Raw genomic sequence first — 20,194 nt, 5'->3', positions numbered from 1 at the left:
CGGGCAAAAGGATGGCCCCCCCCCCCCCCCCAAACGTACTTTCTCGCCGTAGGTTTCAGGTCCGGTCTAGTTCGATCGTTCGCGTTATGCCGATTGCACCGAGGAACGCCGTGTCGTGGCTGACCAAGAGCAACGCGCCGTCATAGGCGGCAAGGCCGGTTTCGACGGCAGCCAGCGACTCGATGTCGAGATGGTTGCCGGGTTCGTCGAGAATCAGAAGCTGGGGTGGGCGCGGCGCGCCGAGGACGCAGGCGAGGCCGGCGCGGAGCATCTGCCCGCCGCTGAGCGTGCCGACGATCTGATCGGCGGCGTCGGCGCGGAAGCGGAAGCGCGCGAGTGCGGCACGGCACTGGTTGTTCGTCGTCCCGGGATTCAGACCGAGAAAATTTTCGGCGATCGAATGCGCGGGGTCGAGTAGGCCGACGCGCTGATCGAATAGCGCGAAGGGAACGCAGACGCGAACTTCGCCCGACCAAGGCGCTAGGGTGCCCGCGACGAGGGCGAGGAGGGTAGATTTACCCGATCCGTTGGGACCAGTGATCGCAACACGTTCGGGGCCTGTGACGGCGAACGAGAAATCGCGGATAATGGATTTCCGCTCGACATAGCCGGCGGTGACATGGCCTAACGAAAGGACCGTGCGCGACGAAGGAAGGCCGGTCGAGGGCAGTCCAACCGAGAGTGGGTCGACAATCTCGATCTTCGCGCGGGCGGTCGAGAGTTGGGCCTCGGCCTCGCTCTGCTGGCGCTCGGCGAGGCGGCGGTTTGCGCCCACGCTTTCCTCAGCGCGGCGCTTGAGCGTTCCGAGCAAGATTGCTGGCTCGTCGCCACGCGCCGCCTTTCGCCGACCGCCATTGTCGCGGCGCGCCTGCCGTTCGGCTGTGACCTGTGCCTGGCGCCGGACGCGGCGGAGTTCCTTTTGAGCGCCTGAAAGTTCGGCTTCGGCGGCCGCCTCCTCGATATCTTTGCGGTCGCGATAGGCGCTCCAGCCGCCGCCATGGCGAGCGGCACCAAGCCCGGTGAGCTCGACGATCGCGTCCATATCTTCGAGCAGCTCGCGGTCGTGGCTGACTACGATCGCGCCGCCGCGCCAACCGCGGAGCAGGTCGCGCACCGCTTCGCGGCCGTCGCGGTCAAGATTGTTGGTGGGCTCGTCCAGCAACAGAAAATCAGGCGCCGCAAATATCGCGCCGGCGAGCGCGGCGCGGGTGCGCTGGCCGCCCGAAAGGGTCGCGAGCGGGGTATCAGCCGGGACGGACAGGCCGACATGGGCCAGCGCTTCGTCGATGCGGGCTTCCAGCGTCCAGTCGGCGTCGGCGATCTCGTCAACCGTGCCCTCCCCCTGTTCGGCCTTGCGCAGCAGCGCGAGCGCGGGACCGATGTCCATAAGATCGGCGATCGTTTCGGTCGGTTCCACCTGCACCGTTTGGCGGAGCATCGCGATGCTTCCGTCAATAGCGATATGCCCCGCGGTGGGAGCGATGTCGCCCGTCAGCAGGCGCAGCAACGTCGATTTTCCGACGCCATTTCGTCCAACGATGCCCGCGCGTTCGGACGGGAAATTGAGATCGAGGTCCGAGAGGACGGCACGGCCGTCAGGGGTGAACCAGCTGAGATTGGAGATCGTGATCGAAGGCATGAACAAGGACTTTCCTGGCGGCAAGGCGGGGCGGCGTTGCGGGCAGGTTATTGTTCATGACGAAAGTCTCCGGCTGATCGAGCGCCCAATCTAGAGGCTGTGGCGGGTCGGCGCAACCCAACGGCGACCAACAACTCATAGAGCCGCTCCCCACCGCATTCCGGTTGCACGAGCAACTTGAAGCTTGCCTTCGAACGCTATCGCTTGTTCTGGCCGATTTCAGACCGGCAGGTTCCGGGCGGCCATACAAGATAGCCGACATTCGTCAGGGTCTCTCACGAACGAAGTAATGCGACCACTTGCGGGCATTTCAGTTTGAGGCAACAAAGCCCAATGAGCTTTCTGACATTTCGATATAAATACGACGGAACGCCCACCCATGTGCTTGACGATTTTGGTTGGCTTGAAATGCGAGTTGTCACTGAGCGCCGATCTGGCATCGGAGGGTTTTGGGTGCAGTGGCAGGATGTCAAAGAGTTTGGTGACACGCTCGGGGTCTATCCAATTGCCCCGCGCGCTCCTCTGTCCTGCGAGTGGGGGTATGGTGTGGGCGATGGCTATGAGAAGGTCTTGGGAATCGAGATCGCGCCAGCCAACGCGCGGGGTGACCTAGTCGTTCGTGTAGAAATTGCCGACAAAGATGACCCAAGCGATTGCGTTAAGACCTCATTTCAGACGAACTATCCCGACATCGCAGCCTTTAAGCTCGAGATAGCCCAGCTGATGGCTGGCGCATTGGAAGAGGCTCGCCTTCAGGGACGGTAGCGTCCGCTTCCCGCCCGGCAGGAGTCGATTCGCCAAACTTTCCGTCGACTGACAATGAACCGCTGGACCTGGCCGATTTCGGACTGGCAGCTTCCAAGCGCCTAATACAGAGAAGCGGACGTTCGCAGCTAGTTGCGCTAGATGACAGCTCGCCACCAACCGCGACCCCTCAATGAGTTAATCGGCGCGCGCAGAATCTGCCATCGATTCATCGATAGCCGTATCGTGCTATACAGTGCCAAACCCATTTCGCAGTTTGGTAGTCGAGCACGGTGTCGCGAGCACGCCAGAGCAGCGCGGGTGTTACCCATGCGTCCTCGGCAATTTCAGAAATTGCGTCGGCCGCGGCAGTGCCTCGATACAGTTGGCATTGGTCGAGATTTTCTAGGGAAAGGCGAAAACCTTCGTGCCATTCCACGTCGCAGCCAAGCGAGGCAGCGACATCCTCGATACTTGTGCCCTTGAAGGAGGGGTCGAGGATTAGAGCCTCGACATCTGCTTCTATAGCAACCGGGCCGTGGATATGCGCCTCGATATAGTTGTCGAGCCACGGATCGAGTGAAAGTGCGTTCTCGTCGGCCAGCGTAACCAAAGGCTGAACATCATCAACGGCAAAATCTTTCGGCTCCAGATGGCTATCCGGGTAGCTGAATGAGGTTCGCGCACGAACGTGCGGACGTAAACGAAAATGGGAGGATCCAAAGCGACGCGATCCTCCAACCGGATCATACCGATAATTTAGCGCACCGTATTTTGGTCGGAAGAAAGCATCTTGGTCATCATAGGCGCCGCCGAATATCCGACTTTCCCAATTCCAGCGGTCACCACCCGGATAGGCCGTAAGGCCGCCGCTGCTCATGCCGGTCTCAAATTGCGATCGGTAGCTTCCATCGTCAGCTAATCGTTCGATGACTAATTGCCCGGAGACAGTGATGTCTGGATGGAAGTTTAACGTAATGGGCCAACGTGTGTCGGCCGTGCCCTGCGGAGCCATTTTTCGCAAATGACTCAACGCCTGCTCGACTGGATCGTTCATCCCGAATGAAGACCTTGAAACTGAAAGGTTGCGTCTCATCATATCGGTTTGACGTCGGCTTTGCCAGATGTGGCTCGGAACCTGCCTTCGTGAAGCCACCCAATAGTAAAAATTCATGTAGAATACTTTAGGGAGACATCTCGCGAGATCTGGCCGAGAGCAAACTGGCAGTTTGTGAGCGCACTATCGACTTAGCGGTCATGCGCTTGCCGCACATCATACTGAAGAAGAAATGACCGCCCCCTAGGTCGCAACCAGCCAAAGGTCATTATGGTGTCTTTTCCCGTTCGGTCTTCGCGATATGATAAATCTTTCACAACGGCTGATCCATGAACCGAACCACCGACGGCGTCATCGTTTACCTGCACGGATATCCCGGCGGCCCAGAAGAGCTCTCGCTTTTCGGCGCTGCACCGGATTGGACCTCGCGCGCCTACACGCCGGATCGGTCCGCAGACCAGCCCGACTTGGCGGCCCCGGCCTATTTCGATGACTTAACAGCAAACGTCGAGCGCCATGCATCGGGGCGTGCAGTGTACCTCATCGGTTTCTCGCTCGGAGCTAGAGCGGTGATAGAAGTTGCAGCGCGCACGACGGAGCGAATAGCCCGGATAGATCTGATCTCCCCAGCCGGACCACTGGACGGCACCGAACATCTGGACTTGATGGCAGGACGGATGGTCTTCGCCCTCGCAAGGACGCATCCCCGAATATTTGGCTGCCTAGCGGCAGTCCAGGCCTGGGTTGCACGAAAAAGACCGGATTTGCTCTACGCCGCCTTGTTCAAGGGAGCCGACGACCCCGATCTTGCCGACGACGATGTTCGGCACCGCATTATCACCCTGTTCCAGACATGCTTTTCGCGGGGCGCCGAAGGTTATCGCCGTGAAGTCCTGGCCTATGTGACCCCTTGGTCCGATGTTCCGAGGCGCGTCGAGGCAGCAACGGTGATCTGGCAGGGAACCGAAGACAGCTGGACCCCTTTGCCTATGGCGGAACGGCTAGAGAGGCTCCTGCCGAACGCGGACCTACGACTTGTCCCGGAGAAAACGCACTATGGGACCCTCCGTCATGCACTGACGCAGCTCAAATTCGAATAATGCGCGAGTGTCATTGCGCGAACTGCCTAATCGACGAGCACGCGTCCGACAGGGGCTTCGACAGCCCAGTGGAAACCCTCCGAGAGATACTCGGTTATCACCGTCGCGCTAAGCGCAATGCGGGGACTATGCTCGAACATCATGGTACCGAACCCGCGGCGAGACGGGGGAGTAACGGGCGGGCCTCCAGTCTCGACCCAGCTTAGCCGCAGCCTCGGTCCTTCGGATCCATCCCCCACGACCACCCAAGACACGCCGATTTCGCCAGCGCCTTGACCCCGTTGCCGTTCTCAAGCCCCTCGTCCCCACTTTGTAGAATACTGCGCACGATCCCCTGATTGGCCCGCATCGTTTCCGCGTCCTCATAGGTACCGTATCCACGCCTGCCCAAAGTTGATTACGTGTCCTTGGTTTAAAGCAGATCAAAACCGAACGTGATTAAGCAACCCGCTCAAGCGAAATCAACCAGGCCGTCTCGGGCCCCGAATCCGGGAGCAGGATACCTGCTCGCAAAAGCTCCAGCCCGGTTTTCACCGTGCCGGAATGCCACAGCTCAGTTTGGGCGACCCGTCCATCGCTTCGTGGAGTTCCAGGAAGCAGGAGGCTGATACGATAGCTCGCCGCGGGATCTAATCCGCGCATCTTGACTGGCGGAGACGAATAATGATCGGCGAATTTCGTTTGCGCCACCAGTGCAAGGCCACGCGCCCCGGACAACGCAAGATATCCGAACGCACTTGGCAGGTTCTCAGCTATCCGGGTGAGCGAACCTCGATGAATGACGTCCCGCCATTCTTTGTAGAGCGTGATATGCGCAGCGAGCAACGCCCTGTCGGACGCGGACATTGAAGCCGGATCAGCCTCTACGCCCATATGACCGAACATTGCGACCTTCGCCCGGAAATCCATTGGTAAACAGCGTCCGGTTATCGGATTTGGGTTCGGCCCCACATGATTGCCGGTGGCGCCAAGCGGCATAAAATCGAACCACCCTGAGTTGATGCGAAGCCGTTCAATCGCATCATTGTTGTCGCTGGCCCAATATCGCGCGCAGCGGCGGAGGATTTCGTAATCGACCCGGCCTCCGCCACTGGCACAGGTCTCGATCTCAACATCCGGATGCGCGGCCCTGACCCGGTCGAGCAACCCGTAAAGCGCTAAAACTTGCGCGTGCCCTTTTTCTGCCAGCGGAAACAGTTCGCGATTATGGTCCCATTTCAAATAGGATATTTCGTTTTCCGACAGGAGCGTATCGAGGCACTTGTAGACGTAATCGCTCACCTCCACCTTCGTCAGGTCGAGAACGAGCTGATTGCGCTGGGTGGGACGATCCTGCCCGGAAATGTGGATACACCAGTCCGGACAGCGACGATAAAGATCGCTTGTCGGACTGACCATTTCTGGCTCGACCCACAAACCGAAATCGAGACCGAGGGCACGAACATGATCGGTAAGCGGTTTTAAGCCTGCCGGGAACACATCGGGGTCCGCCATCCAATCGCCCAGGCTGGTGCGATCGTCACGCCTGCCCTTGAACCAACCGTCATCGACGACGAAACGCTCGACCCCGATCGCAGCTGCTGCGTCTGCCAGCGCGGTCAGCTTTGGCAAATCCATTGCGAACCCCAAAGCTTCCCAGCTGTTAAGATGGACCTTTCGCGGCGTTCGACGGCTGCTGTCCGGCAAAGTTTCGGTATTCGCGTGGCGATGAAAAGCATGACGGCTCGCCATCGCGCCCTGGCTGCTGACGGCGAACAGGGCGCGCGGACTCTCCCAGCTCTGCCCCGGGGAAACCTTGATTTCGCCGGGGTCGAGGCGCCCCCCCATCATCAGCATCGCACGGCCGTCAGCATTGCACTCTACGCTCAGCCAATGATCTCCACTCCATGCGAGATGAGCGGCGATCGCATGGCCATGGTCTTCACCCATATCGGCCGATTCAATCCGTATCCAGTTGCCACCACCAAAGCCTGGTCGTCCGCCATAGGAAGCGCTTGCAATTCCACCGTCGGCGAGCCGGACGCGCGTTTGCTGCATCTCCGCAGCCCAGCGCCCTGAATATCGTGTCGCATGGCTGGCCCAACTTGGCAGTGGGAGCGCAAGCGAGGCCAGGCCCAGGACGTCAACCGGCTCGCTACCGAAATTGGTCAGGCGGACGCCCGCTTCGATTACCCCTGAATTCAGAACCCGCCAAGACACATCGATGCCGATACCATTCGCCTCATCACGATGGATGAAACGAAGCGACGCGGGAGATTGTGCGACTTCGACCAGACGCAAATGCAAAGGCAGCAAAGTTCCGCGGCGCATCAAGCCCACGGCGGGCGTGGTAGAATAGCCCCTTCCTGTTTGCGGCAATATAGAAAACGGCGCCGGTTCATCGGGCTGCGAGGGGCGCCGGGCTTGCCGAGCGCTGTTGCAAAAGACCAGAAGATCCTGGTCCGCTGGCAGTGGCTCACCGAGCCACACGAGTTCAGCGGCGCCGCGGCGCAGATCGAATATCATCGACTGGGCAGATCGATCGAGGCGGACAGCTGGCGGAAGATAGCTCATTACCATCACATCGCGCTTATTGCATAGATCGTCAATAATGCATAATGCGCTTTCCGCGGTCCGCAGGCGTTCATGGTCATCGTCATGATCAGGGTGGCCGATATTTGTGCGCAATCGCTGCAAGGAACAGCAATATGGATCGGTCGATGGCGGTTCACCGCCGATATAACCCGCTCGCAGAGCGCTGGATCTTGGTCTCCCCACACCGGGCGCAGCGGCCTTGGCAGGGCGGAACAGAAGATCACGTGGAGCGCCTGTCGGTTGCACATGACCCGGAATGCTATCTATGCCCGGGAAATACGCGCGCCAACGGAGCGGTAAACCCTGATTATTGCGGCCCGTGGGTATTCTCGAACGACTTCCCCGCGCTTTCGTCTCAAGGCGGAGCCATCAGCATCGATGACCCGCTGCTAAGGGCGGAACCAGTGAGCGGCGAATGCCGCGTGATGTGCTTCTCGCCCGATCATTCCAAAACGCTTCCACAATTGTCGCAACCCGAAATTCGCAGCGTCATCGATTCCTGGGCCCGAGAGTCGGCCGATCTCGGACAGCGTTACGCCTGGGTGCAAATATTCGAGAACAAGGGGGCAGCCATGGGCTGCTCCAATCCGCATCCTCACGGCCAGATATGGGCGAGCAGTCATATTCCCGACGAACCGGCGGTGGAAGATCGCGCACAGCTCCAATATTATACACAGCATGGACGCGCGATGCTCGTCGATCTTGCCCGACGCGAAGCCGACGGCCCGCGCGTCGTGATCAAGAGTGACGCGTGGCTGGCGATCGTGCCGTGGTGGGCATCCTGGCCGTTTGAGACACTGGTCATCCCGCGGACCGAAGTGCAGCGGATCGAAGACCTTTCATCGTTGCAGCGCGACGATCTCGGCGCGGTCCTCGGCGAGCTAACCGCGCGGTATGATAACCTCTTTGGCTGTTCCTTCCCCTATTCCATGGGGTGGCATGGCGCGCCTTATGCCAGCGGCTCTCAGGACCACTGGCAACTGCATCTCCACTTTTATCCACCTCTCCTGCGATCTGCGACAATAAGGAAATTCATGGTGGGGTACGAGATGCTCGCCGAGGCGCAGCGCGATCTGACGCCCGAGCAGGCTGCGGAGCTGCTGCGGGCAGCGAACCCTGTGCTCGCCCAGCAGGAACGTTCGAGATGAGCGCAAAGGAAGACCTGGTTGACCGCGTGGTGCGCGGTTTTCGCCATCTTCATGGTCACGAACCAAGCGTTATCGCATTTGCGCCAGGCCGCGTGAATCTGATCGGCGAGCACACCGATTATAACGATGGGTTTGCCCTGCCCTGCGCCATCGAATGCGGGACGGTCGTAGCCTTGTCGCCCCGCGACGACGATTGCATTGAGGCAGCATCACTGGATCTCGATAGCCCGCTTGGATCTTTCACGCTCGGCAGTGCTATTGCGAAAGCGGATGATGGCAGCTGGGAGAACCACGTCCGCGGCATCGCCGCAGCGATGCCGCTATTCGACTTGCCGATTTCCGCCGCGAATGTCGCTCTCGCGGGCAACATCCCGCAAGGTGCCGGGCTCTCGTCGTCCGCGTCGCTCGGTGTGGCGACGGCGCTGGGCTTTGCAGCGCTCGCCGGGGATGACGCGCCTGACCGGACGCGCATCGCGCGTGCGGCCCAGTGGGCGGAGCATCACTATGTCGGCTGCAATTGCGGCCTGATGGATCAACTGACGGTAGCGTTCGGCGAGGAAGGGAAAGCCCTGCTCATCGATTGTCGCAAAATCGAGACCTATGCCGTGCCATTTCCCCCTGGAACGGCGATCATGATCGTCCACTCGGGCGTAACGCGCGGCTTGGTCGATAGCGCATATAATGAACGTCGCCAGCAATGCGTCGCGGCTAGCCATCATTATGGCGTCGCGGCTTTGCGGGATCTGGACGCTGCCACGCTCGAATATGCCAAATCGGATCTCGACGAAATTTCCTTCCGGCGAGCGCGCCATGTCGTCGCCGAGAACGAACGCACCCATCGGTTCAAGGACCTCATGGCCGCAGGCGATCTGACTGCGCTTGGCCGCGCCATGCGCGCTTCGCATGCTTCGCTGCGCGACGATTTCGACGTCAGCCTGCCCGCGATCGACGCGCTGGTCGATTGCCTGAACGCGGCCATCGGCGCCGCGGGCGGCGCGCGGATGACCGGAGGCGGGTTCGGCGGATGCGTCGTTGCCATCTTCGCCCAAGGCAGAACAAGCGCTGTTGAGGCTGCATTGGCGGCATTCTGGCGTAATGCTGGCATGGCGCCGCAACTTGCGTTTCTCGTTTCGCCTTCACCGGGCGCTCATCTCATACGGAACAATCGCGTACAGATCAGCGCACGCTAAAGGAATAAACCGTCCGGCTGCGCCATATTGTCCCGGGGCTGAGAGTCGGGTCGGGAAAATCAGGCTGATTTGGTGCGTCGGGAAATTGCTGCGTTTCCAAAGCGATCGCGCAGCGGGGCTCGCAGGGCAGCCCACCGCGGCGCAGAACCGTGGCATCGAGATGATCCGCGGTGTAAACTTGGATGCCCGGCTGATCGGTCTCGATGGTCAACGCGCGGCCCGATGCCGGGTGATAAAGAAGTGCTGCCGGACGCAGTCCGGTCCCGCAGACCGCCCAGCAATGATCGATACCAACATCGCCCCCCGCTTGGCCGTCGAGCCGTTCAAAATGGTTTGACAGTGTCTGAAACACACGAAAATCAAACGGTGTATTCGTAACACTCTCAATGCTTCCGGTCGGAATTCCATCAGCCGTTCGCGGCAGATATTGATCGGCGAAAAGCTGCAGCTGATGCTCACCGATGCCGTTGCCTGCCTCATCGCCGCCAAGGTTCCAATACCCATGGAGGGTGAGGTTCACTGGGCATGGCCTGGTTGTCGTCGCCGAGAAATCCGTAATCAGGCGATTATCCTCGGTCCAAACGTAGGTGACGGTCACCCGAAGCTCGCCTGGAAAACCCTGATCGCCGTCGGGTGAGAGTATTTCCAGACGCACGCCTTCGCCATCGGGGGTTTCCACGATGTCGCCTCGCCAAAAGCGGCGGTCGAAGCCATCCTCCCCGCCGTGCAGCAAGTTAGGCCCTTCGTTGGGCTGGAGCCTGAAGCTTTGCCCTCCAAGGCGAAACGAGGCGCCGGCCAAACGATTGGCGTAGCGCCCAACGATGCCCCCGAAAAATTGTCGATGCGTCAGATAGTCGTCGAGCCGGGCATGGCAGAGCGTAACGTCGCCCAATTTTTGGCCGTGATCGGGAACGGTCACCGACAGCAGCGTTGCGCCCAAATCCATCACGGCAACCTTGGCACCGGAGCGATTGATAAGCTCCCACTTCGTCAATGTCCGGCCGTTCGCGAGCTTTTGCTCGGATCGGACAATCATTGCCCGTCGTCCGCGTAGCGCTGCGATTCCGAACCGTCTGACACATGGCCTCCCTTTCACAGCAGGGTTTTTCGACGACTCCCCGCCGGAATGCATCGACCGAGGCAAGTCCGAAGTCGACAAATCGAGGAATAGCTTATTGGTCCATTTGGTCAACAAGCCTACAATATGCCGAGCTAAATGGCGCCATAATGCCGCCCAAAGCTCCGATGCAATCTCTCTATTGACTATATGTCCATTTATATTAGACAAGGCGTCAACAAAAATGGTGGGAGGATAAAAATGTCCAAAAGATTCAACTGCAGTGCGGGCTCCTCGGCAATTGCGCTATTGTGGGCTTTGACCGCCACAACCGCGCTAGCCCAAACCGACCCAGCGGACGGCGCTGAGGCCGACGATCGCGACACGATCATCGTCACTGCACAAAAGCGGGCCGAAAACGTTCAGGACGTTCCCATCGCGATCACGGCGCTCAATGCTGCCGCCCTCGAGGCCGCAAAAATTGAAGATAGCAAGGATCTGCAGTTCAACGCGCCGAACGTGACGCTTTCCGCCAACCGCAACTTGACGATCCGAGGCGTCGGATCGCAATCCTTTGGCGGCACAGGCGACACCAATATCGGCGTTCTCGTCAATGGCGTGTTCCTCCAGTCGGGAAGCAGCTTTGGCGATTTCTTCGACATGGAACGCATCGAGGTCTTGCGCGGGCCGCAAGGGACGATTTTTGGCCGCAACACCACCGGCGGCGCGGTAAACTTTGTGACCCGGCGACCGACCGACGCGTTCGAAGGCTATGTCGATCTGCAGGGCGAAAGCCCGCGCGGCGTACGTGCCAGCGCGGCGCTCAACATTCCGCTCGCTCCCGGGCTTTCACAACGCTTCGCCGCGAACTACATCAACCGCGACGGTTATACGAAAAATCTGCTCGACAGCGCTAATGTCGATGGGCGAAACCAGTTCACGCTACGCTCGAGCACGCGCTTCGAGCCGACCTCCTCGACGCTGATCGATCTCACCCTGACTTATTTTAAGGAAGATTCGAATCGCCAGAACGCTGCCAAGTCGCTCTGCACGCCCGACCCGGCATTCGGCTGTTCGCCTGCGTCGGCATCGACCGGGTTTCCGACCAGCAATTTCCTCATCGACAGCTTTCTGCTCCCCGGCGTCGTGCGTGCCGGAACATTCGCGCCCAATCCGCGCAACCTTCGCGAAGTGGCCATCGACGTGAGGCCCTTTCAGAAGGCCGAGGATTTTCTTGCCACGCTGGAGATGAGTCACAAATTCGGAGCGTTGACCCTGACCTCGGTCACCGGACTGCGCGACGGGAAAAACACCAGCGAGCGCGATTTTGACCAGGGCTACCGACCCAACGCCTTCAATCCGGGCACCTTTGGTACGCTGGTTGTGCCGAATGACGGCAAGGGCAATGGCGTGCTGACCTATTTGCTCTCTGGCAGGCCCGTCACAACGACCGACTATCGCACGTCGCAGACGGGGGGCGGCACCGCGCGCCAATTCAGCCAGGAACTGCGCCTGTCTTCACAGTTTGACGGACCCTTCAATTTCATTTTCGGGGGCTTCTATCTGAACGCGCGGACGTCGGGCTATGTCGACACATGGACGCCTGCCAATTTGACCCGCGGCGCCGTTTCGAAATTCGACACCCGCTTGGGGCAGGTCAAATCCTACGCGGTGTTTGGCGAAGCCTATTTCGATATCACGCCGACTATAAAGCTGACCGGCGGCCTTCGTTATACCGAAGATAAGAAGCATATCGAAACCGCGTCGGGCACCTTCGTGCTCGGCCCCTATTTCATCGGTGACGAAAAATTCGACAAGGTCACGGGCCGCGCCATCGTCAGCTGGAATCCCGACCTGTCCTTCACAGCCGACACAAATGTTTATCTGTCCTTCTCGCGGGGATTTAAATCGGGCGGCTTCAACCCCGGGAACAACACGATCCCGGTCTTTGGGTCGGAAGCGATCGATTCCTATGAACTTGGGATCAAGAACACGTTCCTCAACGGCAATGGCCGCCTGAACCTTGCGGCGTTCAACTACGACTATTCCGACCTGATCGTCGGCAATCTCGTCGGCACGGCGGTGGCGAACGTAAATATTCCCAAATCACGGGTTCGCGGCTTGGAGGCCGAACTGGTCCTGACGCCAACCGATCCGCTTCGCCTCGAAGCGTCCCTCGGCCTGCTCGACACCTCGATCCGCAGCGATTTTCGGTCCTCCGATCCGACGCGCGGCAGTGCGTTGTTTCAGATCAAGGGCAATCAGCTGCCTAATGCGCCGCGCCGCACCCTCAAGCTGGCCGCGGAGTACACGATCGAAGCCGGAAATGACTGGACCGTACGTCCTAGGGTCGATTTCTACTCGCAGACGGGTTTCTACTCGCGCGAGTTCAATGTTCCGGCCGACCGCGTCGGCAGCTGGAAACAACTCGATGCATCGGTCCAGGTTGCCAACGGCGACAAGGACTGGAGCCTGACCGCCTTTGTTAAAAACCTGACGAATGAAGACAGCATCACCTTCCTTGAGGCCAATTCCAACCTCGTCGGAAGCTTTCGCAGCGCGTTTCTGCTCGATCCCCGCACCTTCGGCGTGAGCTTGCATGTCGGGTTCCGTTGAGCACCAACTGGTCCAATCTGGCGACCAGCCTCTCCGCCTGGGCCGGCGAAGGACATATCCTTCGCCGGCCGCTTTCGGGCGGCTCGCGGCGCGGCGCGGCGCTGTGACTAGAGTCGCCCGCCGACTTGCCGCCGCTGCGGTTGCAGCCGCGCTGACGCTGACGCAAGGGACTGCTCACGCCGAGCAGCCTGGAGCACGGCAAGCTTCAGTGGAAATGCCCGCATTGTCAGGCTTGGGAGATTATGGCGTCGGAACCGAATATCAGGAAATGGCGGTCGGCGCGCGTTCAGTTGGGATTCGGATTTGGTATCCTGCGACGGCTTCAGCCTCTACTCTGCCGACGACCTATCGTCATACGCACACCCTGCCCGGTCAGCGGCCGATTGAACTCGCCGCAACAGGGATTGCCGTGGTGGGCGCGCCTCCTGCAACGTCTCTAAAGTACCCGCTGGTTGTGATTTCGCACGGTTATGGCGGCTGGGCTGAGCATTTCAGCGGGCTCGGAGAGGCTCTGGCGTCCCGCGGCTACATCGTCGCTTCGATAGATCATCGCGATCTGCCGTTTAGCGACACCGCCTCCTTTGCCACGTCGTTCGGAACGGTGCTTTTGACCCGATCCTCGGACCAGCAGCAGGTCATGCAGGCTCTGCTGACAGGAAAGCTGGCCGCGCCCGCGATCGCGGCGCGCATTGACGGCTCCGCCGTCGGACTTATCGGCTATTCGATGGGCGGTTATGGCGCGCTTATTTCCGCGGGCGCGGCGATCGATCCCGTAGCGCCCGCCTTCGCCCAACTACCGCCGGCCGTCCGCAGTACGATGCCCGCGCCAGACCCGTCGCTCGCCTCCCAGATAACCGCGATCGTCGCGATTGCGCCGTGGGGCGGTCAACCGGAGGCAGGCGTATGGAGCGATGCCGAACTCAGCAAACTAAAAACACCGCTACTCTTCATCAGCGGCGATGGCGACGACGTCGTCGATTTCAAACAAGGGGTTCAAAGGCTTTTTGAGCAGAGCAAGGGCAGTAGTCGCCACCTGCTCGTGTTTCGCGAAGCCGCTCACAATATTGCCGGGAACGCACTGCCATTGCCCCCCAATGCCGAGTTTGCAGTCATCGAATCGTTGACCGATCCGGTTTGGCGCAAAGATCGGATCGCGGCGATCAACCAACATTTCATCGTCGCCTTTCTAGATCGCCAGCTCAAGGGCGATTCAAGCAAATCTGCCTATCTGGATTTGCCCTCGGCCGTCTCCAACGATGGCCAATGGCCAAGCCGGTTTGGCCAGCAATGGGGAGGACAAGTCGCTGGCGATAATCAACCCGAATATTGGCGCGGATTTCAGCGCCGCTGGGCAAGAGGATTAGAAATGCATCATAAGAAAGCAGGCGAATGACCGTGAGCGGAAAATTGTTCGATCTCAGCGGCCATGTCGCATTGGTGACGGGCGGCAATGGGGGGCTTGGCCTCGCGATGGCCACTGGACTTGCGCGCGCGGGCGCCAGCGTGGCGATCTGGGGCCGGAGCGAGGAAAAAAATGCCGCGGCGGTGGATGCCCTGCAACAATTAGGCGGGACCACGCGAAGCTTTGTGGCCGATGTCACCGATCAAGCCTCTTCAGCCGCTGCCTTCGAAGAAACTGTCGCGGCTTTTGGCCACATCGACAGCTGTTTTGCCAATGCAGGCGGCGCGGGCGTCCGGGGTGCCTTTGTCGATCTCGACCGCGACTCCTGGACGGCCACGAATGACCTCAACATATTGAGCGTTATCGACACGTTCCAGCTGGCCACGCGCCATTGGCTGGACCGGAAGGCGAAAGGAAAGCTTGTCGTCACCTCGTCGGTAGCGGCGCTTCTGGGACTACCGAACTCCGCAGGCTATTGCCTGACCAAGGCGGCAGTCACCGGCTTGGTCCGTTCTCTCGCAGTCGAACTGGGACCAAAGACCATCCAGGTTAACGCCATACTTCCCGGCTTCATCGAGACCGAAATGTCGCTCAATACCCCTAAGGCTTTCCAGGATGCGTGCCGCCGCCGCGCCGCATCGGGTGAAATAGGCAAGTTGGAGGATATGGAGGGGATCGCGGTCTATCTTGCGTCGCAGCAGAGCAATTTCATGACCGGCCAGGCGTTGGTTCTTGACGGCGGTCATTCCATCTTTCCGATGTAAGGCGGTTGGTAAAAGGAGAGAGACCAGTGCCACTGGCTCGAATGATATGCATAATTCACATGCGTCGCGCGTGTAAGGCGCTGCGCGCGTGACCCGATCCGCAGCCATCGATCCCGCCATTGGGTTCTGGAGAATTGTCGCCTTTGGTTCGGTGCAACTACCGCTCGGCACGATCGGTCTACCGATCGCTATTTATCTGGCCCCGCTTTATTCCGGCCAGCTCAACCTGAGCTTGCAGATGATTGGCGTCGCCCTGATCATTGCAAGACTCTCCGACTTTGTGACCGACCCGATCATCGGCATCTTGTCGGATCGCTGGCGCCCCAGCATTGGCCGTCGGCGGGTGTGGTTGCTCTTTGGCACAGTCACCATGCTGGCCGGGGTCTATATGCTATTTCGGCCCACCCCGGGGGTCGATATCCTTTATTTCCTGCTGGCGGTATCGCTCGTCTATTTCGGCTTCACCCTGATCCAGCTGCCCTATAATGCCTGGGCGGCAGAGCTCTCGTCGGACTATGACCTCAGAACACGCATCAGCTCTGTTTCGCAGTTTTTCAGTATCCTCGGCCTGATCATATCGACGTTGATTCCGGCTTATGTGCTGTTGCAGCCGGGCGCGACGAGCGCGGATGTCATGGCCGCCATCAGCACGTTCATTTTCATCGCGCTTCCGGTCTGTGCGGCTATCGCATTTTTTCTGGTTCCCGAACCTGCCGCACCGATCCGCAAAGTGCCTTTCGATCTCCGCAGCGCGCTCCGCATGCTGGGGTCGAACCGCGCCTTTCTGCTGGTTACGACCGTGGTGCTGATCGCCACGATTGGCGAGGTATTCCGGCAGACGATCACGATCTTTTTCGCTCGCGATGTCGTTGGCGTCAGCAACATCGGTATCATCTATTTTCTCTATTTCCTGACCGCGCTGGCGCTGGTTCCGTTTTGGGTATGGCTAGCCAAACGCGTCGAAAAGCATCGCGCTTTGACGGTGGCATTCGTGATCGTGGCAATCACGAATGCCCTGATGTTTTTTGTGCCCGTCGGCGGCACGGCGATCTTTACCGCCCTCTTCCTGCTGAAGGGGACCTGTTACGGCGGCGTGCTAATACTGCCCAACGCGATGGTTGCCGACACCGTCGATATCGATACCGCCGAGTCCCTCGACCGTCAGCAAGGACTGTTTTTTGCCGCCATCGCGATGGTGCAAAAGATGGGCTATGCGCTTGGAGCCGGGCTTCCCCTGCTGATCCTCGGCGCCGTGGGCTATACCTCAGCGGGCGAGACGCGCGCACAACCATTGTTCATGCTGACCATCAGCTATAGTTTCATCCCTTGCGTTCTCGTGCTCATCGCGGCAGCCTTGTCTTGGCGATACAGCCTGACGGCGGAACGCCACCGCGCCATTCGCGGCGAGATCGATGCGCGACTTGCCACAGTCGGCACGGGAGAGGCCTGACATGATCACCGGTATTCATCACACCGGACTGTCGGTTAGTGATCTCGACTTGGCTCTCGCATTTTATACCCAGGAGCGCAGTTTTACGCTCCTTTACCGCTTCGAAATTGCCGACAACGACGCCAGTCGCACCATGTTGCAATTGCCCAACGCCGGAGCCCGGGGGGCGTTTTTGCAAGGGGCGCTGGGTTGCCTCGAGATATTTCAGTTCGCGGCCGAACGGGGCAGCAATGGTCCTGACCGCGAAGTCTATTCTGCGGGCATACGCCATATCTGCCTTCAAACTGACATTTCCGACGCCCTGTTCGACGGACTGCGCGCCGCCGGTGCCAGCGCGCACGCACGGCCCGCGGGATTAGGGACGGGAAATAGTTACGCGTACATCCGCGATCCCGAGGGCAATTTGCTCGAACTGGAAGGCACGCCCTGGGCGCCGCCGGCAGCAACGCGGCCCTGGTTCGCCCACACCGCTCTGGTGACGCCCGACATCGAACGCCTCAGCGGCTTTTATGCGATGCTGACCGGGATCGATGTCCATCAGCGCGGCAGCTTCGGTCCCGACCGCAAATTCGACATCGTTGCCGGGATCGCAGACGTCCAGTTCGACGGAGCGTGGCTCCGTCTCGCCAATGCGGAGCTTGAATTCTGGCAATATCGGCAGCCCGCGACAATCTCCGTAGCACGGCGGAATGCCGCCGAAATAGGCTGGAATCACCTTTGCTTCGAGAGTGATGACATCGACGCCGACTACGCGCGGTTAGCGGCGGCGGGTGTCGAAATGCACGGCGCCCCGATGAAGTTCGGCGTTGCGCGGGTCGCTTTCGGCCGCGACCCCGACGGCAATATTTTTGAGTTGCTTCAACCGGGACCAAGTGCCGGGGTGACCGTTGGCGCCATGTTGGCGAAACCCGATGGTCAGCTCATCGATACGGCCCGGACTGCTTATCGAAGCGTAGCCGACGGCGCGGCGGCATGACCGGTACGGATATGCCCTGCGGTGTCACGTTGGCAAAGCGAGAAAGCCGAACCATTCCCGTCGACGGCCTCGACATACATTATCTGGAGCAGGGCAGCGGGCCACCCATGCTGCTTCTCCACGGTTTTCCCGACCATGCCGCAGCGTGGCGCCCCTTGGCGGATCGCATGGCGCGCACATTTCGTCTGATCGCACCCGATCTGCGAGGCTATGGTAGAACCTCTCGACCCGGATCCGTCGCCGATTACCGGCTCGATCTTCTGGTCGGCGATGTTGTTGCGCTTCTGGACGCGCTCGACATCCCCCGCGCCTATATATGCGGCCATGATTGGGGCGGCGTTCTGGCTTTCGCAGTCGCGGAGCGCCATCCTGCGCGCGTCGCGGGACTTATCGCACTCAACGCCGCTCCGCCGGCGGTATTGCAGCACCTAATATGGCATGACGCAGACCAGCGTCTAGCCTCCCAATATATTCGCTTCCTACGGTCCACCGAGGCTGACGCCGTATTCAAAGAGGCTAATGTCGAAGCCCTTCTCGATCGTTTTTTGAGCGCGCCGCGGCAAGCCGGTCAGATCGACGAAGCCGATTTGGAGGCCTATCGCCAGGCGTGGACCCGGTCAGGCGTATGGCAGGCGATGCTGGCGTGGTACCGCGCCGCGCCCTTTGACGTGCCTGCCGTCGATGTCTGCGCCCCCTCGCCCGCTTCGGTACCAGCCCCTCTTATCGAGACCCCCGCTTTGATCCTGTGGGGCGATCAGGACACTGTGTTTGTACCAGCCATGGCCGAGGCCGCCGTCCAAGCGTGTCGTGATGCCCGGTTGGAACGGCTCGCCGATGCCGGCCATGTGCCGCACCGCGATGCACCCGCGCGCTGCGCGCAGCTCATCACCGAATTTGTAGCGCAGCACCCCCTGCTTCCAGACGAAAAGGTTGAACTATCATGATCGAACAATCGCTGGCGGGCCGTGTTGCCATCGTCACCGGTGCGGCGCGAGGCATTGGACTTGCCGCGGTCCAAAGGCTCTGCGCGGGGGGTGCGAGCGTCGTAGCGTTCGACCGTCCGGACGCCGACTATTCCGCTGCCTTATCGGCGGGGCGGGTCGCAGCGTTTTCCGGCGACGTCGTCAAGTCTTCCGATTGGCAAGGCGCGATCGATCTTGCTCTTACCTTGGGAGATAAGGTCGATATCCTCTTCAACAACGCAGGAATTTCCGGCGCTATCGCCAACGCCATCGATTATCCCGAAGATGACTTCGACCGGATCATGGCTATCAATGTTCGCGGCGTGTATCTTGGCATCAAATATGTCGGCCGCTGCATGCAGGCGCAGCGCAGCGGGGTGATCGTCAACACATCATCGGTGTCGGGGTTCGGCGGCAGCGGCAACATTTTCGGTTATACCGCCAGCAAGTTCGCGGTGAACGGCATGACGAAGTCAGCCGCGATCGCCCTTGCGCCCGACGGGGTAAGGGTGCTTGCCCTCTGCCCCAGCCCGACCGCGACCGAAATGATGTTCCAGCTCGAACGCCGCTTGTCGCCGAGCGACCCTGAAGCGGCGCGACCGCAGCTGGCGCAGGGCACGCCAATGGGTCGCTATGGAACGCCTGAAGAAATTGCGGACGTCCTGGCCTTTCTGGTGAGCGATGCCGCGGCATTCATGACCGGCGCGCTGGTGCCCGTCGATGGTGGAACGCTCGCAAAATAGCGCGCCTCAATTTTCAGGAGACCCTTATGATCACCCCCATCGAGCGCGGATTTGGTGAGAAATTTCTCAAAAGCATCGACAATTTCTACAGCCATGGCGTCGACTGGCTCTACAACGAATGGTGGGAAACCGCACCGGCGGACGCCATGGCCAAATATGAAGCCGCCATTCTGGATCATCCGGAGCACGGACCTTTGGCACGGGAGGCATGGCTGGCGCCCGACTTCCGCCTCGCCACGCTGGATGACTGCCAGCCTGGCACGCTCGGTCATGCGTATCGCGCGTTCATGGTTGAGAATGACTTGGTCGAACAGTTGGCAGCGGGATATCGCGCACGGCACGATGAGCTGCGCGCCAGCGGAAAGATCGACCGAATGCCTGATGCGCTGGCCTACAAGGTTTTACGCGGGTTTCAGACGCATGATCTTCATCATGTATTGACGGGATATCCAGCGACGCCGCTGGGCGAACTCGCGCTCCAGGCTTTTCAACTCGCGCAAATGGATTTTCCTTATGCGGCGATGTGGATTGCCGTCGTGACCGGCCATATGGCGTTAGTTGATCCCCATCTGATCAAGCCTGCCATGGATGCGATCACCGACGGCTGGGGCCATGGCCGGTCTGCGCGCAGCATTCAGTTTATCCGCTTCGAAGATCGGCTGGATCAGCCTCTGCAGGCCATCCAGGCCGAATTTGGTCTGAGCCCCACGCGTGCGAGCGGCGAAACGCCGCAGGTGAACACACCGGAACTGCTTATGGTCGCCGCATGACA

The 20,194-nt window shown here is 60.0% G+C and carries 16 protein-coding genes; 12 read left to right on the top strand and 4 right to left on the bottom strand.

Going from position 1 to position 20,194, the window contains the following annotated elements; all coding sequences use genetic code 11:
* Positions 1 to 55: 55 nt before the first annotated feature.
* Positions 56 to 1,639: an ABC-F family ATP-binding cassette domain-containing protein gene (locus SC1_RS21325; RefSeq protein ID WP_062186765.1), complete on the bottom strand. Its 1,584-nt coding sequence runs from the start codon at positions 1,637 to 1,639 to the stop codon at positions 56 to 58.
* Positions 1,640 to 1,972: 333 nt separating this feature from the next.
* On the opposite strand from SC1_RS21325, the gene SC1_RS21320 reads away from it, so the two are divergent.
* Positions 1,973 to 2,404: a hypothetical protein gene (locus tag SC1_RS21320; RefSeq protein ID WP_062186763.1), complete on the top strand. Its 432-nt coding sequence runs from the start codon at positions 1,973 to 1,975 to the stop codon at positions 2,402 to 2,404.
* 208 nt (positions 2,405 to 2,612) lie between these two features.
* Here the strand turns inward: SC1_RS21320 and SC1_RS21315 are convergent, their stop codons facing one another.
* Positions 2,613 to 3,440, bottom strand: coding sequence for a DUF3626 domain-containing protein (locus tag SC1_RS21315; protein ID WP_062187114.1), 828 nt, complete (start codon positions 3,438 to 3,440; stop codon positions 2,613 to 2,615).
* 329 nt (positions 3,441 to 3,769) lie between these two features.
* Here SC1_RS21315 and SC1_RS21310 point away from each other — a divergent pair, with 329 nt between their 5' ends.
* Entirely contained in the window at positions 3,770 to 4,540 is a 771-nt protein-coding gene (locus SC1_RS21310; RefSeq protein WP_062186761.1) for an alpha/beta fold hydrolase, read from the top strand.
* 438 nt (positions 4,541 to 4,978) lie between these two features.
* Here SC1_RS21310 and SC1_RS21305 read toward each other — a convergent pair whose 3' ends face one another.
* A complete protein-coding gene (locus tag SC1_RS21305; protein WP_193749248.1) occupies positions 4,979 to 7,093 on the bottom strand; it encodes an alpha-galactosidase in 2,115 nt (704 codons plus the stop codon).
* Between the two features lie 134 nt (positions 7,094 to 7,227).
* Between SC1_RS21305 and SC1_RS21300 the strand changes: the two genes are divergently transcribed.
* Both SC1_RS21300 and galK read left to right on the top strand, forming a co-directional pair.
* A complete protein-coding gene (locus SC1_RS21300) occupies positions 7,228 to 8,262 on the top strand; it encodes a UDP-glucose--hexose-1-phosphate uridylyltransferase (protein WP_062186758.1) in 1,035 nt (344 codons plus the stop codon).
* Positions 8,259 to 9,452, top strand: a complete 1,194-nt coding sequence (galK, locus tag SC1_RS21295) for a galactokinase (RefSeq protein ID WP_062186756.1) — start codon at positions 8,259 to 8,261, stop codon at positions 9,450 to 9,452. Before SC1_RS21300 ends, galK begins: the two co-directional genes overlap by 4 nt.
* On the opposite strand, the gene SC1_RS21290 is transcribed toward galK, so the two are convergent.
* Positions 9,439 to 10,488 carry an aldose epimerase family protein gene (locus tag SC1_RS21290; protein WP_083436047.1) on the bottom strand — a complete coding sequence of 350 codons (1,050 nt, stop codon included), beginning with the start codon at positions 10,486 to 10,488 and terminating at the stop codon, positions 9,439 to 9,441. The genes galK and SC1_RS21290 overlap by 14 nt on opposite strands.
* 339 nt (positions 10,489 to 10,827) lie before the next feature.
* Here SC1_RS21290 and SC1_RS21285 point away from each other — a divergent pair, with 339 nt between their 5' ends.
* From SC1_RS21285 to SC1_RS21250, 8 genes are all read left to right on the top strand, one after another.
* Positions 10,828 to 13,125, top strand: coding sequence for a TonB-dependent receptor (locus SC1_RS21285; protein WP_062186752.1), 2,298 nt, complete (start codon positions 10,828 to 10,830; stop codon positions 13,123 to 13,125).
* A 103-nt stretch (positions 13,126 to 13,228) separates the two neighbouring features.
* Positions 13,229 to 14,518, top strand: coding sequence for an alpha/beta fold hydrolase (locus tag SC1_RS21280; RefSeq protein ID WP_193749247.1), 1,290 nt, complete (start codon positions 13,229 to 13,231; stop codon positions 14,516 to 14,518).
* A complete protein-coding gene (locus SC1_RS21275) occupies positions 14,515 to 15,291 on the top strand; it encodes an SDR family NAD(P)-dependent oxidoreductase (RefSeq protein ID WP_062186747.1) in 777 nt (258 codons plus the stop codon). Before SC1_RS21280 ends, SC1_RS21275 begins: the two co-directional genes overlap by 4 nt.
* Before the next feature lie 88 nt (positions 15,292 to 15,379).
* Positions 15,380 to 16,741, top strand: coding sequence for an MFS transporter (locus SC1_RS21270; protein ID WP_083436044.1), 1,362 nt, complete (start codon positions 15,380 to 15,382; stop codon positions 16,739 to 16,741).
* 1 nt (position 16,742) lies between these two features.
* Complete coding sequence (locus SC1_RS21265; RefSeq protein ID WP_062186743.1) at positions 16,743 to 17,717, top strand: VOC family protein; 975 nt, start codon at positions 16,743 to 16,745, stop codon at positions 17,715 to 17,717.
* Positions 17,714 to 18,661 (top strand): alpha/beta fold hydrolase, encoded by a 948-nt coding sequence (locus SC1_RS21260; protein ID WP_062186741.1) that lies wholly within the window; start codon positions 17,714 to 17,716, stop codon positions 18,659 to 18,661. The genes SC1_RS21265 and SC1_RS21260 overlap by 4 nt, the downstream gene beginning before the upstream one ends.
* On the top strand, positions 18,658 to 19,422 hold the full coding sequence (locus SC1_RS21255; protein ID WP_062186739.1) for an SDR family NAD(P)-dependent oxidoreductase: 765 nt from the start codon (positions 18,658 to 18,660) through the stop codon (positions 19,420 to 19,422). The genes SC1_RS21260 and SC1_RS21255 overlap by 4 nt, the downstream gene beginning before the upstream one ends.
* Before the next feature lie 26 nt (positions 19,423 to 19,448).
* Positions 19,449 to 20,192 carry a Coq4 family protein gene (locus SC1_RS21250; RefSeq protein WP_062186737.1) on the top strand — a complete coding sequence of 248 codons (744 nt, stop codon included), beginning with the start codon at positions 19,449 to 19,451 and terminating at the stop codon, positions 20,190 to 20,192.
* Positions 20,193 to 20,194: the final 2 nt, after the last annotated feature.

It is taken from the genome of Sphingopyxis sp. C-1, from assembly GCF_001047015.1.
In the GTDB taxonomy this organism is placed as follows: domain Bacteria; phylum Pseudomonadota; class Alphaproteobacteria; order Sphingomonadales; family Sphingomonadaceae; genus Sphingopyxis.
Note: the sequence above shows the minus strand (reverse complement) of the source record. Positions and strands in the feature narration are given on the sequence as shown.

Coding starts and splice junctions, on each gene's coding strand:
- SC1_RS21325 (WP_062186765.1), bottom strand. CDS start 1,639: ATGCCTTCGATCACGATCTCCAATCTCAGCTGGTTCACCCCTGACGGC.
- SC1_RS21320 (WP_062186763.1), top strand. CDS start 1,973: ATGAGCTTTCTGACATTTCGATATAAATACGACGGAACGCCCACCCAT.
- SC1_RS21315 (WP_062187114.1), bottom strand. CDS start 3,440: ATGAACGATCCAGTCGAGCAGGCGTTGAGTCATTTGCGAAAAATGGCT.
- SC1_RS21310 (WP_062186761.1), top strand. CDS start 3,770: ATGAACCGAACCACCGACGGCGTCATCGTTTACCTGCACGGATATCCC.
- SC1_RS21305 (WP_193749248.1), bottom strand. CDS start 7,093: ATGAGCTATCTTCCGCCAGCTGTCCGCCTCGATCGATCTGCCCAGTCG.
- SC1_RS21300 (WP_062186758.1), top strand. CDS start 7,228: ATGGATCGGTCGATGGCGGTTCACCGCCGATATAACCCGCTCGCAGAG.
- galK (WP_062186756.1), top strand. CDS start 8,259: ATGAGCGCAAAGGAAGACCTGGTTGACCGCGTGGTGCGCGGTTTTCGC.
- SC1_RS21290 (WP_083436047.1), bottom strand. CDS start 10,488: ATGATTGTCCGATCCGAGCAAAAGCTCGCGAACGGCCGGACATTGACG.
- SC1_RS21275 (WP_062186747.1), top strand. CDS start 14,515: ATGACCGTGAGCGGAAAATTGTTCGATCTCAGCGGCCATGTCGCATTG.
- SC1_RS21265 (WP_062186743.1), top strand. CDS start 16,743: ATGATCACCGGTATTCATCACACCGGACTGTCGGTTAGTGATCTCGAC.
- SC1_RS21260 (WP_062186741.1), top strand. CDS start 17,714: ATGACCGGTACGGATATGCCCTGCGGTGTCACGTTGGCAAAGCGAGAA.
- SC1_RS21255 (WP_062186739.1), top strand. CDS start 18,658: ATGATCGAACAATCGCTGGCGGGCCGTGTTGCCATCGTCACCGGTGCG.
- SC1_RS21250 (WP_062186737.1), top strand. CDS start 19,449: ATGATCACCCCCATCGAGCGCGGATTTGGTGAGAAATTTCTCAAAAGC.